Source organism: Novosphingobium lentum NBRC 107847 (genome assembly GCF_001590965.1).
GTDB lineage: Bacteria > Pseudomonadota > Alphaproteobacteria > Sphingomonadales > Sphingomonadaceae > Novosphingobium > Novosphingobium lentum.
Genome location: NZ_BCTW01000007.1, coordinates 13,334 through 29,084, shown reverse-complemented (window position 1 = coordinate 29,084; position 15,751 = coordinate 13,334). Strand labels below are relative to the sequence as shown.

Sequence of the window (15,751 nt, the reverse complement as noted above, 5' to 3'; positions counted from 1 at the left end):
GCGCTGCGGCGCGGGACCGGCGGGAGAGCAATCAGTCTTTCTTGATGACCTTTTCGAAGTAAGGCGCCGGCGCGACCGTCACCCGGACTTCGCGGAGGGTGTTGCGCTCGATCGTCGGACGGCGCATTTCCTGCTCGCCCCAGATGAGGGTCAGTTCGGTGCCGGGCTCGGCATGCTCGAGATCGACGATCGAGAGCGAGACGAACTCGCCCGCGTTCGCCGTGAAGCCCGAATATTGCGCGATGCCGACGGACTTGCCGTTCTTCTGGACGTCGTCGACATGGAAGGTCGAGTAAGTGGCAAGCGGGAAGTTGACGAAGCGCGCCGGCGGATCGGCGAACAGCGAGTCATGGATCACCTTCATCAGATCGTCATGGTTCCAGACCAACGTGACCTTCTTGCGACGCTGGTTCGCGATCCGGCCTTTCAGCGCCTCGCAGCCGATGAAATCGTCGCGCTTGGTATCGATGAGGTTCGTGTAGCCAACCTCGATCGGATCCATGTAATAGTCCTCGATATTGGTCGAGGCGAGGCTGCCGCCGACCGAACCGAGGACTTCGATGTGCGGAATGGTCAGCCATTCGCGAAACGCCTTCGTTTCCTCACCATGATAAATGGCAGGCACCGGAAGCGGCATCCACGAGCTTTCGAGCGTCGTCGTCGGATAGGCGAGCGAGCCGATCTTGCGCATATTATATTTCGCGCCGACCTCCTCGAGCGCGTCCATGATCACGGCCTGATCTTCCCAAGGGCCGAACATTTCGAAGCCGGCGGTTCCGGCCATGCCGTGACGCAGCGCGCGGACCTTTTTGCCGCGGATCTCGAAATCGCCGATGCCGAAGAAGCTGATCTCGGGCAGAGTGCCCTCGGTCACTTCCTTCATCATCTCGAGCGCGTGCGGCCCCTGCACCTGATAGATATAGATGCGCGGCTCGCCGCCGCGGAAGGTGATGGTCTCGTCGCGATCGATCTGGATGTCGTAACCGCTGGTCTCGGCGTGATACTGCGTCCAGTCGCAGATTACCGGCGGGCCGACGACGCGGAAGTAATCCTGTTCGAGGTGGAACACGATGCCGTCGCCGATCAGATAGCCGTCGGGGCTCGAGGCGATCAGCTGCTTGCCGCGGTTGACCGGGAAGGTCACCATCTTGGTGAGGCCAACCTTCTGGAGCACCTTCAGCGCGTCTGGACCGCGCAGATAGAGGTCGGTCATGTGGAACGAGAGATCGAGGACCGCGACGCCTTCCTTCCAGGCACGCTGTTCATCGCGCCAATTGGTATATTCCGGGGCGACGACCGGAAAGACATAGGGACCCGACTGCGAGTTGCGAAGCAACTGTACCGGTCCCCCGACAGCCTTCAGCGCCGCCTCGAGGTTTCCGTATTTCATCAACGCACTTTTCATGACATCCCCTTCCACGTGGATTTGAGTATAAATTAAGTAAAGCGTTCCCTCCCGGCTTCGAGGGGCTCTATTTTGTTTCTAATGACTGCTTCATCGAGAGCCGATAGTCCCGATCGCGTGCCCCCTTGATAGGTCGGACCCGCCGCCGTTTACAGAACCCGAAATGGATATTCGGAATCCGCGCCTCGGATATAATGCGCAAAAAATGGCCGATAACCGGGAGTCTTTGCCTGAACCCTCGGTCCACACCGGGATGCCGGGCGCGCCAAACCATGTCGGGGCGCGCATCGCGCCGCAGCGGCGCACAAAGAGGCGCCAGCAACTTCGGTAGCCGAATAAGTAAAATCCGTTTTGCGGCGTTTATCTCGCCACCGCGGGATACTAGCCTTCGAGCGCTCGTAGAAACGCATTCCAAATGCCGCCGCGAGCGCCACGGCAGTCATATTGCCGGGCAAGAAAACGGCTCTCCTCCTTCGATATTGGCGCTCGAATAGATGTTTGATTTCGATCTTTTTGTTATCGGCGCCGGATCGGGCGGCGTCCGGGCCGCGCGCGCTTCGGCTGCCCATGGCGCGCGCGTCGCGATCGCCGAAGAATTCCGCGTCGGGGGCACCTGCGTGATCCGTGGCTGCGTGCCGAAGAAGATGCTTTTCTACGGGGCCCAGTTTGCCGAGGACCTGCATAACGCGAAGCGGTTCGGCTGGACTATCGGTGACGCGCTGTTCGACTGGAAGGCGCTTCAGAAAGCGGTCCTCGACGATGTCGATCGCCTGAACGGCCTTTACCAGCAGACACTCGATAACAATCGGGCCACGACCTATCACCATCGCGCCCGGATCGTCGGCCCGAACGAGGTCGAACTGGCCGACGGCACGCGCATTACGGCGGCGACAATCCTGATTGCGACGGGCGCAACGCCGGTCGTGCCGCATGTCGAGGGCGCCGAGTTCGGCGTCACGTCGAATGAGGCATTCGAGATCGACGCCCTGCCCCGCGATATCGTGATCGCCGGCAGCGGTTATATCGCGATCGAATTTGCCGGCATCTTCAACGCGCTCGGATCGCGGGTCACGATCGTGAACCGGTCAAACCGGCTGCTTGCAGGATTTGATGAACAAATCCGAGATCGGCTGCTCGCGATCAGCCTCGCCAACGGAATCAATTTTCGGTTCAATGCCCGCTTCGAGAAGATTGCGCGGGACGCCGCAGGCGAACTCAACATTCATCTGGACGATGGCGGCGAACCGATATCCTGCGATACATTGCTGTTCGCCATCGGGCGCCGTCCCAACAGCGATGGCATCGGACTCGACGACCTCGGGGTCGCCCTCGATGATTCGGGCGCGGTAAAGGTCGATGCGCAGGGACGAACGAATATTCCGTCCATCTACGCGATCGGCGATGTGACCAATCGCATCCAGCTAACCCCAATTGCGATCCGGGAGGGGCAGGCCTTTGCCGACACGATGTTCGGCGGACGGCCCAACACTGTCGACTATGACCATGTTCCCTCGGCGGTTTTCAGCCATCCGCCACTCGCGGGTGTCGGACTGACCGAGCGTGAGGCGCGCGAAGGCCTCGAGTCGGTCAGCGTACATGTCTCCGACTTTCGGCCGATGAAGAATGTCCTCGCCGGCCGCGACGAACGGGCGCTGTTCAAGATGATCTGCGACGCGACGACGGGCCGGATCGTCGGTCTCCACATGATCGGACCTGAGGCCCCCGAGCTTCTCCAGATTGCCGCGGTCGCCGTGAAGGCTGGGCTGACCAAGCAGGATTTCGACGATACCGTCGCTCTTCATCCGTCAATGGCTGAAGAGCTGGTGCTGTTGAAATAGGCGGGACAGCGCGATGATGAACGACATGACGAGGGGGCCAGGACTATTCGGGCGGTTGCTCGGCGCGGCGCCGTCGCTGGGAGACAAATTCGTCCGCGGTGTTGTCGTCATGGCCTGCTCGATGCATCCGACAGAACAGGGAATCGCCGGTCTCGCCTGGGCCGGGAATGGAGCGCGATCCAAGTCCGCCGACAACCCGCTAGGCGACACCGACCCGGGGCACGCCTTTGATTCCGCCATCATCCCACACCCTGCGGGAATGCCGGCCCGCTGTCACACGGCCGCTTTATCAGGGCACGGCCCGGCTCCACGAACCCTGCTTTCGGGCGGCGGCGGACAAGCCGCCTCCATTGATGCCGACGGCGACGCGGGAAGGCACCCCGGTTTCGCAGCTTGGCGGTTCGAACAGGATGAGGGCGCATGGACCTAGACGAAGCCACGGCCCTGATATCGACGTGGACCGAACGCGAGGGACGCCGCCGCGATCTACTCATGCCTCTCCTTCATGCCTTGCAGGAAGCGGCAGGCCATATCGACGACAGCTGGGTGGAGGCGATCGCGAGCGCCTTCAATCTCAGCCGCGCCGACGTCCACGGCGTCCTCACCTTCTACCATGACTATCGCCGCCAGCCCGCGGGGCGCCATATCGTGAAGCTGTGCCGCGCCGAAAGCTGCCAGTCGCGCGGCGGCGCGGCGATTGAAGCCGCCGCGACGGAGCGGCTGGGGGTTGCGATGGGCGAGACGCGCCGCGACGGACAGGTCACGCTCGAGCCGGTCTATTGCCTTGGCCTGTGTGCGATCGGTCCCAATGCATTGGTCGACGGGCGCCCGGTGGCGCGGATCGATATGGCGGCGCTCGACCGTATCGCCGCCGAGGTCGCGGCATGACGCGCGTTTTCATCAGCCGCGACATGGCCTCGGTCGCGCTCGGCGCCGACGATGTCGCGCGCGCCTTTGCCGGTGCCGGCTGCGACATCGTGCGCACCGGATCGCGCGGGCTGTTCTCGATCGAGCCACTGGTCGAGGTCGAGACCACCGACGGCCGTGTGGGTTATGGCCCGGTTACGCCCGGCGATGTGGCGGCGGTGCTGGGCGGAACACATCCGAACCGCTTGGGCGATATCGCCGCCCTGCCCTTCTTCACCGCGCAGCAGCGGTTCACCTTTGCCCGCTGCGGGATCGTCGATCCGCTGAGCCTCGCCGATTATGCCGCACATCGCGGCTGGATCGGCCTCGAGATCGCCCACGCCGCAGAACCGCAAGCGGTCGTCGATACGGTGAAGGCGAGCGGGCTGCGCGGGCGCGGCGGCGCGGGCTTTCCGACCGGGATCAAATGGCAAACGGTGCTCGATGCACCCGGTGGGACCAAATATATCGTGTGCAACGCCGACGAGGGCGACAGCGGCACCTTCGCCGACCGCTTGCTGATGGAGGGCGACCCCTTTTGCCTGATCGAGGGCATGGCGATCGCCGCGCACGCCGTCGGGGCAAGCCACGGCTATATCTATATCCGCAGCGAATATCCTTTCGCGATTGCTACGATGCGCGAAGCGATCGCGCTGTCCGCAGGCCGGATCGCGCCCTTCACGCTCGAAGTCCGCGCTGGTGCCGGCGCCTATGTCTGCGGCGAGGAAACCGCGCTGCTCGACAGCATCGAGGGCAAGCGCGGACAGGTGCGTGCCAAGCCGCCGCTGCCTGCCCTCGCCGGTCTGTTCGGCAAACCGACTGTCATCAACAATGTGCTGAGCCTAGCCGCCGTGCCCTTCATCCTTGCCGAAGGCGCCGATGCTTATGCGAACGTCGGCTTCGGCCGCTCGCGCGGGACGATGCCGGTGCAGCTCGCGGGCAATGTAAAGCATGGCGGATTGTTCGAGGTTGGTTTCGGCATCACATTGGGCGAACTGGTGAACGACATCGGCGGCGGCACCACGAGCGGCCGCCCGGTGCGCGCGGTGCAGGTCGGCGGGCCGCTCGGCGCCTACTTCCCGCCGTCAATGTTTGACCTGCCGTTCGATTATGAGGCGTTCACGCAAGCGGGCGGATTGATCGGCCATGCGGGGATCACCGTTTTCGACGACAGCGTCGACATGGCGCATATGGCGCGCTTCGCGATGGAATTCTGCGCAGTCGAAAGCTGCGGCAAATGCACGCCGTGCCGGATCGGGTCGACGCGCGGGGTCGAGATCGTCGACCGGATCATCGCGGCGCGCGAAATCGAGCCGGTACGCGCCACTGCCAATGGCGATACACTCGGCAAGGCTCTCTATTCGCGCGCGCCCGACCGGATCGACGTTAGCCTTGAGGCGCAGACCGTGCTTCTTCGCGATCTCTGCGACACAATGAAATTTGGGTCGCTCTGCGCGCTCGGCGGCTTCACGCCCTACCCTGTGCTGAGCGCGCTCGATCATTTCCCCGAAGACTTCGGTGCGCCCGCGCCGGCGCTCGAAGCAGCGGAGTAAGGACATGGGTTTTACCCGCGAAACCGACCATGGCACCCCGCCCGCGATCGCGACGGGCAACAACGTCACGCTGACAATCGACGGCGAACAAGTCACGCTGCCCGAGGGCACCTCCATCATGCGTGCCGCGTCGCTGACCGGTACCGCGATTCCGAAACTCTGCGCGACCGACAATATCGAGAGTTTCGGCTCATGCCGCCTCTGCCTCGTCGAGGTCGAAGGTCGGAACGGTTATCCCGCCTCGTGCACCACCCCGATCGCCGAGGGCATGGTGGTGCGCACCCAGACCGGCCGGCTGAAGCAGCTGCGCCGCGGGGTGATGGAACTCTATATCTCCGACCATCCGCTCGACTGCCTGACCTGCGCCGCGAACGGCGACTGCGAGTTGCAGGACCAGGCGGGCGCGGTGGGCCTCCGCGACGTGCGCTACGGCTATGACGGCGCGACAAACATGGGCCAGGCGAAGGACCAGTCGAACCCCTATTTCGATTTCGATCCGTCGAAATGCATCGTCTGCTCGCGCTGCGTGCGCGCGTGCGACGAGGTGCAGGGCACCTTCGCGCTCACGATCGAAGGTATGGGCTTCGGATCGAAGGTCGCGGCGTCACAGGACGACGCCTTCCTGTCCTCCGAATGCGTGTCGTGCGGCGCCTGCGTGCAGGCCTGCCCGACCGCGAGCCTGATCGAGAAGAAGGTCGTCGAGACCGGCACCCCCGACCGCGCCGTCGTCACCACCTGCGCCTATTGCGGCGTCGGCTGCACCTTCCGCGCCGAGATGCGCGGTGAGGAGTTGGTGCGCATGGTGCCTTGGAAGGACGGAAAGGCGAACCGCGGCCACAGCTGCGTCAAGGGGCGCTTCGCCTGGGGCTATGCGCAGCATCAGGACCGCATCCTCAATCCGATGATCCGCGCCAGCGTGACCGAACCGTGGCGCGAGGTCAGCTGGGGCGAGGCGATCGCGCATACCGCGAGCGAGTTCCGCCGCATCCAGGCCCAATATGGCACCCGCGCGGTCGGCGGCATCACGTCGAGCCGCTGCACCAACGAGGAAACCTTCCTCGTCCAGAAGCTGATCCGGCAAGGCTTCGGCAACAACAATGTCGATACCTGCGCGCGCGTCTGTCACTCGCCGACGGGCTACGGGCTGAAGACGACCTTCGGCACCTCGGCAGGGACGCAGGACTTCGACAGCGTAATGCACGCCGATGTCATCCTCGTGATCGGTGCCAACCCCACCGACGCACACCCGGTGTTCGGCAGCCGGATGAAAAAGCGGCTCCGCCAAGGCGCGAAGCTGATCGTGGTCGATCCACGCCAGATAGATCTGGTGAAGTCTCCTCACGTCGAAGCCGAACATCATTTGCCGCTTCGCCCCGGCACCAACGTCGCGGTGCTGACCGCGATGGCGCACGTCGTGGTGACCGAAAAGCTCTACGACGACGCCTTCATCCGCACCCGCTGCGATTGGGACGAGTTTCAGGACTGGGGCGATTTCGTGTCGGAACCCGCGCGCTCGCCCGAGGCGATCGAGCCGCTTACCGGGGTACCCGCCGCCGACCTGCGCGCTGCCGCGCGGCTCTACGCCACCGGCGGCAACGCCGCGATCTATTACGGCCTCGGCGTCACCGAGCATAGCCAGGGATCTTCGACCGTGATGGCGATCGCCAACCTCGCGATGGCAACGGGAAATATCGGGCGCGAGGGCGTCGGGGTGAACCCGCTGCGCGGACAGAATAATGTTCAAGGCGCGTGCGACATGGGCAGCTTCCCGCACGAATTTTCGGGCTATCGCCATGTCTCCGACACCGCGACACGCGAAATGTTCGAAAGCGCGTGGGGTGTGACGCTCGACCATGAACCGGGGCTGCGCATCCCGAACATGCTCGACGCCGCGACCGACGGTACCTTCAAGGCGCTGTTCATCCAGGGCGAGGATATATTGCAGTCCGATCCGAACACCCATCATGTCGCGGCGGGCCTCGCGGCGATGGAATGTGTCGTCGTGCAGGACCTGTTCCTGAATGAAACCGCGAACTACGGGCATGTCTTCCTGCCGGGCTCGACCTTCCTCGAAAAGGACGGGACTTTCACCAATGCCGAGCGCCGCATCCAGCGCGTCCGCAGGGTGATGGCGCCTCTCAACGGCCATGCAGACTGGGAAATCGTCCAGTTGGTCGCCAATGCGATGGGTCTTGGGTGGAGCTATGCGCACCCGTCGGAGATCATGGACGAGATCGCGGCGCTCACCCCGACATTCGCGGGTGTGCATTACGACCGGCTCGACGCCGAAGGCTCGCTGCAATGGCCCGCGAACGATGCGGCGCCGGACGGTACGCCGACGATGCACATCGACGGTTTCGTGCGCGGCAAGGGCAAGTTCGTCGTCACCGACTATGTCCCGACCGACGAGAAGACCGGGCCGCGCTTCCCGCTGCTGCTTACCACGGGCCGCATCCTCAGCCATTACAACGTCGGCGCGCAGACGCGGCGCACCGCCAACACCGCGTGGCATCCCGAGGATCGGCTGGAGATCCACCCGACCGATGCCGAGAACCGCGGGATCAAGGACGGCGACTGGGTGAGCCTCCGCAGCCGCGCCGGCGAGACGACGCTGCGTGCGCTGATCACCGAACGCGTCGCGCCGGGCGTCGTCTACACGACCTTCCACCACCCCGACACGCAGGCGAACGTCATCACCACAGACTATTCGGACTGGGCGACCAATTGCCCCGAATATAAGGTGACCGCGGTGCAGGTCGGCTTGTCGAACGGCCCGTCGGACTGGCAGGAAGATTATGCCGACCATGCGCGGCGGAGCCGACGCATTGTTCCCGTCGAAGCGGCCGAATAGATGGCGATAGCGCATGATGAAGACGGCGTGATGTCGACAGGCGACCGGCTCATTTACATGGCGAACCAGATCGCGCGTAACCTGGCGTCCGAAGGGACCGAGCGGTCGATCGAGATGGTCGCCGACCATATCCGCAGCTTCTGGGACCCGGCGATGCGGCGGCGCATCGTCGAACTTGCGCATTCGCGTCCCGAAACATTTTCGGCGATCGCCAGCGCGGCTATCGAGCGGGTCGCGGCGGCTTGACCGATGAAACGACGAGAAGGCGTCGCTTCCAGCGAAACTCGCCCGAAGGATCTTCTCATCCGATCGAGCGCGAACTCGCCGAGGAAGTGCCGATCGCGCTTGAATTCAACGGGATCGGTTATGCCGTGCTGATGGGCACCCCGGCGGATATCGAGGACTTGGTTGGTGGCTTCCTGCTGGCGGAAAGGCTGCAGACCTCCGGCGATCCGGTTGTTCCCGTGGCGCTGCACCGAACGGCCGACGGCATTGTTGCGCGCGCAAACCTGCCATCTGAGCGTACGCACGCCCTGCTCGATCGTGTACGGCATCGCGCCTCCGACTCGTCCTGCGGGCTTTGTGGGATAGAGAATATCGAGCAGGCGATCCGCCCCCTACCGGCGGTCACCCGGCAGTGCCGTGCCGACGATGTGGCCGTCTTTCGTGCCGCCAGCGAACTGCACGCGCACCAGGCGCTCAACGCGCGAACCGGCGCCGTGCACGCCGCGGCTCTCGTCGATGCCGCCGGGGCTGTCCGGCTGGTGCGGGAGGATGTCGGAAGGCACAACGCCTTTGACAAACTGATCGGTGCGATGCGACGCGCCGATGTGACATGGGATGGCGGCTTCGCACTCCTCTCTTCGCGCTGTTCCTATGAACTCGTCGAAAAAGCCGTGCTCGCCGACTGTCCGATGCTCGCGACGATCTCCGCCCCGACCCACCTTGCCGTGAAGCGCGCCGTCGCGGCGGGCCTTGCGCTCAGAGTTCTGGTGCGGCCCGACGCCCTCCTGGCCCTTACGCCATGAGTCGGCGAATTGCGGGAGTCGTGCTCGCCGGCGGGCGTTCCCTTCGCTGTGGGCGCGACAAGGCGGAAGAACTCTTTGAAGGGCGCAAACTTGTCGACAGGGCGATCGACCTGCTTCGGCCCCATTGCGACACGCTTCTCATCGCCGGCCGGTCGCATCCCCTCTGCCGAAGCGTGGCCGATCGTCCGTGGCCAGGGATCGGGCCGCTCGGCGGCATTGCGGGCGCGTTGTATCTCGCCGGGCGAGAGGGCTAGCCCTATCCGTGGCGGACCACCTCGCTCGCTCGATCCATTCGCTTGAAAGACCCGGATAAAACTCGAAGGACCGCGCAGCGATTTCCTCGTCGGACTTCGCGAGCATTTTGGAGGAGGTCGACGCAACGACGATTACTGCCATGCCCGCAAACTTAACGCGATTTCCGGGAAGCGACCCGCGCGGACAACAACGAAGTTGCGGCCCGCGTCGCGACGGTGCGGGAAGGCGGCGCGGACTGCCGCAGCTAGCTGCTGTCGGTGCCTTCGCCGAGCGCATAGCTGATGGAAAGCTCGCCATCCCGGAGCCGGGTTTTGCGGAAAACAATCTCACCGATTTCGCCGGTGCGCTGGAGGTGGGCGCCCATGCATGGCCGATAGAATCCGCGCACCGGCGACACCAGGCGCAACGGGCCGTGCTTGCCATCGATCACAGCGGCATCGAGCGCACATAATCGCCGCGCTTCGTCGGGGGCAACGTCGTTCATCGTCTCGACCGGCTCGTCGCGCGCGACAATCGCGGCAAACCCGGACTTGAGGCTGGCGATGAACGCCGGCACTTCTTTCACGCCAAGATCGGTCTGGAAGGCGACGCGGGACTGGCCCGGAATGTGCGAGGCCGCGGTGACCGGCCAGCGCCGACCGAGTTCGGCTGCCGCCGCGCAGATCACCTCTCCCGCCGTATGCAGCCGCGCATTACGCAACCGGGCATCGCGGTCGATCGTCGCCATGACAGTCTCGCCGACGATTAGGCTGCCCGCGAGCAGCTGACCTTCATGGACAACCGTTCCTTCTGCGGTCCGGCTTACCTGCCGGACCGTCATTCGCCCGCCCGGTCCGACCATGGTGCCGGTATCCGATGGTTGCCCGCCGCCGCGCGGATAGAAGGGCGAAGTGTCCAACTCGATCGCGACGCCCTCTGCGGTCTCGATCACCGCGGTCAGACGCGCTTCGCACCGCCAGTGCGCGGCATCTTCGAGATACAGCAGCCTGCTCATTTGGTGTCCTCTTTCACGCCGGCGACCGCCATCCGCACCAGCGGGTGAAGCAGGCGCCGGGTGCGCTGATCGAACGTCACTTGGAGCGGCGTCCCGCTGACGCCGCCGTCGGGCGAGACGCCGAGGTGGGCGCGCTCGGCGTCGGTCATCGCGCTGGCCGGCATGACCAAGTTCTTCTTGATTGCGCCGACATGGGTCGCCGCCAGTTGGGCGTTGGCTTTCATCAAGCCGCGCGCAGCGACGATGGCATGGCGCATCCCGGGCTCGGTAGCGGCCAGACGCTTCCCGAGCATCTCGACGTCGAGCGTTTCGAGGCTAGGCTCAGTGACGCCCAGATGCATCGAAGCGATCTCGGCGATGGTCGGCAGCATGCACGACGTTTCGATATGCCGCCGATCTTCGGCCGACATGAACTTGGTGCGGTGCATGGCCGTGGTCCGGAAATCATCGAGCAGACCGACCGAAAGCTCGAAGCTGCACCAGCCGCCGGTATAGGTCGCATTAGGCCCTTCGAGCCGTTTGCCCGCTACCACATAGGCACCGAGAAATTTTCGCATCGCGAAAAAATCATCGGAGAATGCGTTGAAGGCCAAGTCCGACTGGATGAGGGTATAGGCTTTGACGTGCCCGGTCGCCTCGACGAACCGATCGACGGCTTCGACGAAATCAACCTCACCAGTCCGCACCGGCATCAGCAAAGCGTTGCTGACGCCGAGCAGGCGGTTCGCTTCGCGTACGGCCCGGCCAAAGCGCATTTCGCCCTCGGTTGCGGTGAAGGTCATCGGGAAATCGAGCCCCCAAGTGGTATCGTGATTGTCGCGGGGGGCGCGGTTCGCGACCGTGCCAAAGCGCACCAGGGCATTTTCGAGTCCGGGGACCAATTCCAGGCCTGCGTTGCTTTCATTGTCGCCGGTCGCAACGCGGACGTGCCGGACCGCCGAAGAAGCGATCGTGCCGAGCGCGCCCAGTATATACAATGCCGCCATCGGCGAGAACCGATCGGCGATCCGGAGCAGCGCTTCGAGGTCTGCCATGGCCAGGTGGCCCTGCAACACGTTGGCGAAGTCAGCGACGGCGAGTGCGCCATCGCTGACGGCATTGTTGAGCGCAGGGAGTTCGGTCCGCAGGAAGTGTTCGTCGATCGTCCCGATCCGCGGCGGCAGGATGAGCGGCGAAGCGTCTAGCAAGCGCGGCTCGGCGACCGCAGGGGCCAGCGGGCGAGCGGGACGGGCGAGCGCGGCGGCGCCGGCGGGACGATGCGGCGGCGAGTCGAACTGGCCCGGGTTCCGATGCGGGACCCCGCGACCGCGGCGGTCGCGCCGGTCACCCGGACGGCTGACTGGCGTCAGGCCGACCTGAACGGTGCCGGGCTCCTTGGCCCTGCGCGCTGCCACCTTTTTACGCTGCTTTCCCATGGCTCTTCCTCCGTTGCATGCGCCGACTGGAGGCATGCCTCCGGGTCGATTACGTTAGATTACGAATTTTACTTCCCCCGCTCAAAATTCAGACTCTTTAAGGCAATCGGCACGTTCTCGATCCGGGCCAACAGGGCGCTTACGCGCCATTTCTTGCCCTCTTAACCCAAATCGAAGCCGAATCGCATACTCGACGAATACGTTTTATCATAAGTGTCATACAACGTAATTCAAGAGCAAATATTCAGCCTGAATTAATGGGCCGTACGGCTATCAAATCCCGGGGGTTTCGCTGAACGCAATGCTGATGTATGCTGTCGTAATGACAAACGAGTCGGATCGAGGTCGCAATAAGGAACCGGTCACCATCCGGCTAGACGGCGGCACGCGTGCGGACCTGCAAGCCCTGGCTTCCGAACGTAAGAGAACGGTGTCATCGCTCATCGACGAAGCGGTTCGCACATTCCTGGATCAACAGCTGGGGCGCGCGGTCGGAGACGGCAAACTGCGCGTGCGCTATGCCTTGCTGCCCGACACCGCCGTGCTCCACAGTTTCGCACAGTTCGAAAGCAAGCGTTTCGGCAAAGTCGTGGCCGATGCCGGCTTGCCGGAATTCGAGTTCGTGCCAAGGCCGGCGGAATGGCGTAGCCTTTCGGCTGACGTGTTTTCAGGAAAGTCCGATATCGTCGAGGCCGTCAACCGGCTACCTATCCATTGGCATCTCACGCGCGGTTTATCCTCGCCGCCGCTCGACTGGATCGGCCCTTATCTGACGATCTTCGTTGGGCATTGCATTTTCCTGCGCCGCGATCACCTCACCGAATTTTTGAGCGACGAAGAGATTGCCGATTTCATCGAATTCCGCAGCCAGGCCCGCTCGGGCAAGGACTGGTCGCTGCGGTCGCTGACGGCATGGGCGGCCCGTTCCGAGGATTCCGCAGGGCGCGCTGCCAAGTTGAGCGAAGCGTGGCAGAATGCGATCGTCGGATGTCAGCTCGGCACCGATTTCCACATCGCGGTGCGCCGGGTCTCCGCCGCCCTCGCCGCACTTGCCTGGACCGAAAAGGAGCTGGCGGTGGCTGCGCCGCGCGAACCCAATCCCGTCGGCATTGAAAGCCTGGAACGCGGAATCGAGGAGTTCAGAAGCGGTAGTTTGTCGGCATTTACGGGCAGCCTGCTCCAGTCGGCCGAGCTTTTGTCGGACGGTAACGACGAAGCATTTTTGATCGCAGGCCCCGCGGACGTTCGCGTTCCGTCGCTTAATACTCTGGCGGGCCGTAAAGGGATGTTCGATGTCGAGGGACCCGCGTCCGCAATTGGCGTCGGCGTGCTCAAGCTGTGGCGCGAGGCGGTATCCTGGTTTCGTGACGAAGTCGTGATGGGCGAGCCCGAGGTTTTGAAACAGCTCGTCGAGGAGAATTTTCCGCGGGCGGGCGGACGCAGCCCCGATCAGATCGAACTGCTGCGCAGCTTGATGCAGAGCTGGGTTCGCTGGTTCGTGGATCCGAAGGAAGCGGAGGCTTTCATGGAGAAAGAGACCGTGGATCTCGTGCGCCACTATCACGAACTTTGCGAATGCCTCCATCCGGCTGCCCGGATGCCCGCGCCTGACGGAGAGCTTACGCTGTGGAAGTTCCCGTTCTTGCCAGGCGGGACGGGACCGCGGCTGATCCGGACAGCATGAAAGGCCATTCGATGACGAGCTTGGCATTAAAGACGTCAGGAATTTTTGGTCTGCTGCGACCCGATCGTGCGCTTGAGCGCCTGGTTGCTGGTACGTCTAAGAGATTGAGATTGATGGCGCGGACAAATGCGACCGTTGCAAACGGGTATGTGCTGGCCAGCCTCGGCAACCGCCACTGGACGCTGGCGACGGTGCTCAGGGTTATCGGCACCGCGGCGCGGCAGCAAACCCTGCTCGACTGGTATCTGCTCGATGCCTCGGAAGCCGCGAGCCTCGTCACATTGCATGGCTATGATGCCGAGGGCGCGGCGAGAGCGGTCATTGCGCAGACCTTGCGGATGCGCGATCTTTTGCTGCGTGCCGGAATCGCGCGCGACCGCATCCACTTGGTATCGCACCTCGATAACCACCCGCGATTTGCGGAGTCGCTCGAACGCGTTCGCTCCGCCTATGCCGCCAATCGGCGATTTGCCGGCGCGGTGCGCAATCAGGTCTTCTCCAATCTACAGCCCAAGCTTCGCCGCGTCGGGATCTGCAATAATCGCGATCCGCGTCTCGAAAGCCTGGTCGAATATCTATTGCGCGAGCTGGCGCTGAAAACCGCGCTTGCGCGGTCCGGGGCCGAGAGCGAATTCGCGCTCAAGCCTGAAATGCCGGTATGGGCCGAACTCGCCCAAGGCGCGTTTGCGGGTCTTGAGACCTTTGCCGACATTGCCCTGCACCACGAGACGGTTGTGCCCGCAGACAACGCTGCGCCGCTTACGGTCGAGAACATCTCTTATGTCCGCTCCGGCAGCGCCAAGACCGGAGATCCGTCGGGTCCCAATGGCATTCATGACGTGTCGTTCGAGGCGCACGGCGTGGTCGCAATCGTCGGCCCGAGCGGCGCCGGCAAGACTACGCTGCTTCGCGCACTTGCGGGGCACCTTACGGCAAAGGGGGCGATCCGTCTGGCGGGCAAGGATGTTTCTATCCTGCCTACCGAGCGCCGCGGTATTGTCACGGTTTTCCAGGACTTCGGGCTGTTCCCGCATCTAAGCGGTCTCGAAAATATCGTGGAAGGGGCACATCGCCTCAACCGAACCGTCGAGGAATGTCGTTGGCTCGCCGCGCGATATCTGCGTGACCTCGATATCGAGCATTGCGCAGCGCGTTTGCCACGCGCGATGAGCGGCGGCGAACAGCAGCGCACCGCCATCGCGCGGGCGCTAATGGCGGAGCCCGACTTGCTTTTGCTCGACGAGCCGACCGCGGCGTTGGACCAGCTTCAGCGCGATGGCTTGAAGCTGGTGGTGCAGCGCCTTCGCATCGATCGTCCTGAACTTCCAATCGTGCTGGTCAGCCATGATCTCGATTTCGCGCTGTCGGTCGCCGACCATGTCGGCGTGATGGATGCCGGCCGGCTGCTTGCCTTTGACAGGGCCGAAGCGCTGTTGGCGCGCCCCGGGTCTAGTCGCGTCGCGCAAATTTTGGGTGGGCATAATGTACTCCGCGGCGAATTGGGCGCGGACGGGAGCTTCGCAGTCGCGTCGCTGCCGGTATTGAAGCCTGGCGCCGCCGATGCGGGCGGGCCTGTCGGATTGATACCGTACGATGCCGTGATGCTGCATCCCGCTGTCGGCGAGCCAGGGGCGCGCGCTGTGTTGACGGCGCTGACCGCTGTCGGAGCGGTTGCACGCTTCTCGTTGCGCCTCGACGATCAGACCGAACTCGTCGGCGTAGCGCCAAAGCGATCGCTCCCCACAGGTCTGGCTGTGGGGTCGGAAATACCGTTCTGGATCGCGCAGGATTCTGCCTCGGTCGTGCGCGAATAGACTGGAAG

General features: G+C 63.7%; 12 protein-coding genes. 9 read left to right on the top strand and 3 right to left on the bottom strand.

Annotated elements, in window-relative coordinates; all coding sequences use genetic code 11:
* Positions 1–31: 31 nt before the first annotated feature.
* The gene (locus NL2_RS07505; protein WP_036523906.1) at positions 32–1,405 is read right to left on the bottom strand and encodes an aminomethyltransferase family protein; all 1,374 of its coding nucleotides are present in this window, start codon (positions 1,403–1,405) and stop codon (positions 32–34) included.
* A gap of 494 nt (positions 1,406–1,899) precedes the next feature.
* Here NL2_RS07505 and gorA point away from each other — a divergent pair, with 494 nt between their 5' ends.
* From gorA to mobA, 7 genes are all read left to right on the top strand, one after another.
* On the top strand, positions 1,900–3,243 hold the full coding sequence (gene gorA, locus NL2_RS07500; RefSeq protein WP_036523903.1) for a glutathione-disulfide reductase: 1,344 nt from the start codon (positions 1,900–1,902) through the stop codon (positions 3,241–3,243).
* 420 nt (positions 3,244–3,663) lie between these two features.
* Positions 3,664–4,131 (top strand): NAD(P)H-dependent oxidoreductase subunit E, encoded by a 468-nt coding sequence (locus NL2_RS07495; RefSeq protein ID WP_036523900.1) that lies wholly within the window; start codon positions 3,664–3,666, stop codon positions 4,129–4,131.
* Positions 4,128–5,702 (top strand): formate dehydrogenase beta subunit, encoded by a 1,575-nt coding sequence (locus NL2_RS07490; protein WP_036523897.1) that lies wholly within the window; start codon positions 4,128–4,130, stop codon positions 5,700–5,702. Before NL2_RS07495 ends, NL2_RS07490 begins: the two co-directional genes overlap by 4 nt.
* Before the next feature lie 4 nt (positions 5,703–5,706).
* A complete protein-coding gene (gene fdhF / locus NL2_RS07485; RefSeq protein ID WP_036524106.1) occupies positions 5,707–8,553 on the top strand; it encodes a formate dehydrogenase subunit alpha in 2,847 nt (948 codons plus the stop codon).
* The gene (locus tag NL2_RS07480) at positions 8,554–8,799 is read left to right on the top strand and encodes a formate dehydrogenase subunit delta (protein WP_036523895.1); all 246 of its coding nucleotides are present in this window, start codon (positions 8,554–8,556) and stop codon (positions 8,797–8,799) included. It begins immediately after the preceding gene.
* Complete coding sequence (locus tag NL2_RS07475) at positions 8,796–9,581, top strand: formate dehydrogenase accessory sulfurtransferase FdhD (RefSeq protein WP_036523893.1); 786 nt, start codon at positions 8,796–8,798, stop codon at positions 9,579–9,581. The genes NL2_RS07480 and NL2_RS07475 overlap by 4 nt, the downstream gene beginning before the upstream one ends.
* Complete coding sequence (gene mobA, locus NL2_RS21770) at positions 9,578–9,835, top strand: molybdenum cofactor guanylyltransferase (protein ID WP_081798910.1); 258 nt, start codon at positions 9,578–9,580, stop codon at positions 9,833–9,835. The genes NL2_RS07475 and mobA overlap by 4 nt, the downstream gene beginning before the upstream one ends.
* Positions 9,836–10,080: 245 nt before the next feature.
* Here mobA and NL2_RS07470 read toward each other — a convergent pair whose 3' ends face one another.
* Both NL2_RS07470 and NL2_RS07465 read right to left on the bottom strand, forming a co-directional pair.
* The gene (locus NL2_RS07470; RefSeq protein ID WP_051586713.1) at positions 10,081–10,830 is read right to left on the bottom strand and encodes an alanine--tRNA ligase-related protein; all 750 of its coding nucleotides are present in this window, start codon (positions 10,828–10,830) and stop codon (positions 10,081–10,083) included.
* Positions 10,827–12,245 carry a hypothetical protein gene (locus NL2_RS07465; RefSeq protein ID WP_036523891.1) on the bottom strand — a complete coding sequence of 473 codons (1,419 nt, stop codon included), beginning with the start codon at positions 12,243–12,245 and terminating at the stop codon, positions 10,827–10,829. Before NL2_RS07465 ends, NL2_RS07470 begins: the two co-directional genes overlap by 4 nt.
* Positions 12,246–12,546: 301 nt before the next feature.
* On the opposite strand from NL2_RS07465, the gene NL2_RS07460 reads away from it, so the two are divergent.
* The gene (locus tag NL2_RS07460) at positions 12,547–13,929 is read left to right on the top strand and encodes a CopG family ribbon-helix-helix protein (RefSeq protein WP_036523888.1); all 1,383 of its coding nucleotides are present in this window, start codon (positions 12,547–12,549) and stop codon (positions 13,927–13,929) included.
* The gene (locus tag NL2_RS07455; protein WP_169799486.1) at positions 13,872–15,743 is read left to right on the top strand and encodes an ATP-binding cassette domain-containing protein; all 1,872 of its coding nucleotides are present in this window, start codon (positions 13,872–13,874) and stop codon (positions 15,741–15,743) included. Before NL2_RS07460 ends, NL2_RS07455 begins: the two co-directional genes overlap by 58 nt.
* The last annotated feature ends 8 nt before the right edge of the window (positions 15,744–15,751 follow it).

Excerpts from the sequence above, each read along its gene's own strand:
- NL2_RS07505 (WP_036523906.1), bottom strand. The coding sequence starts at position 1,405 with ATGAAAAGTGCGTTGATGAAATACGGAAACCTCGAGGCGGCGCTGAAG.
- gorA (WP_036523903.1), top strand. The coding sequence starts at position 1,900 with ATGTTTGATTTCGATCTTTTTGTTATCGGCGCCGGATCGGGCGGCGTC.
- NL2_RS07495 (WP_036523900.1), top strand. The coding sequence starts at position 3,664 with ATGGACCTAGACGAAGCCACGGCCCTGATATCGACGTGGACCGAACGC.
- NL2_RS07490 (WP_036523897.1), top strand. The coding sequence starts at position 4,128 with ATGACGCGCGTTTTCATCAGCCGCGACATGGCCTCGGTCGCGCTCGGC.
- fdhF (WP_036524106.1), top strand. The coding sequence starts at position 5,707 with ATGGGTTTTACCCGCGAAACCGACCATGGCACCCCGCCCGCGATCGCG.
- NL2_RS07480 (WP_036523895.1), top strand. The coding sequence starts at position 8,554 with ATGGCGATAGCGCATGATGAAGACGGCGTGATGTCGACAGGCGACCGG.
- mobA (WP_081798910.1), top strand. The coding sequence starts at position 9,578 with ATGAGTCGGCGAATTGCGGGAGTCGTGCTCGCCGGCGGGCGTTCCCTT.
- NL2_RS07470 (WP_051586713.1), bottom strand. The coding sequence starts at position 10,830 with ATGAGCAGGCTGCTGTATCTCGAAGATGCCGCGCACTGGCGGTGCGAA.
- NL2_RS07465 (WP_036523891.1), bottom strand. The coding sequence starts at position 12,245 with ATGGGAAAGCAGCGTAAAAAGGTGGCAGCGCGCAGGGCCAAGGAGCCC.
- NL2_RS07460 (WP_036523888.1), top strand. The coding sequence starts at position 12,547 with ATGCTGATGTATGCTGTCGTAATGACAAACGAGTCGGATCGAGGTCGC.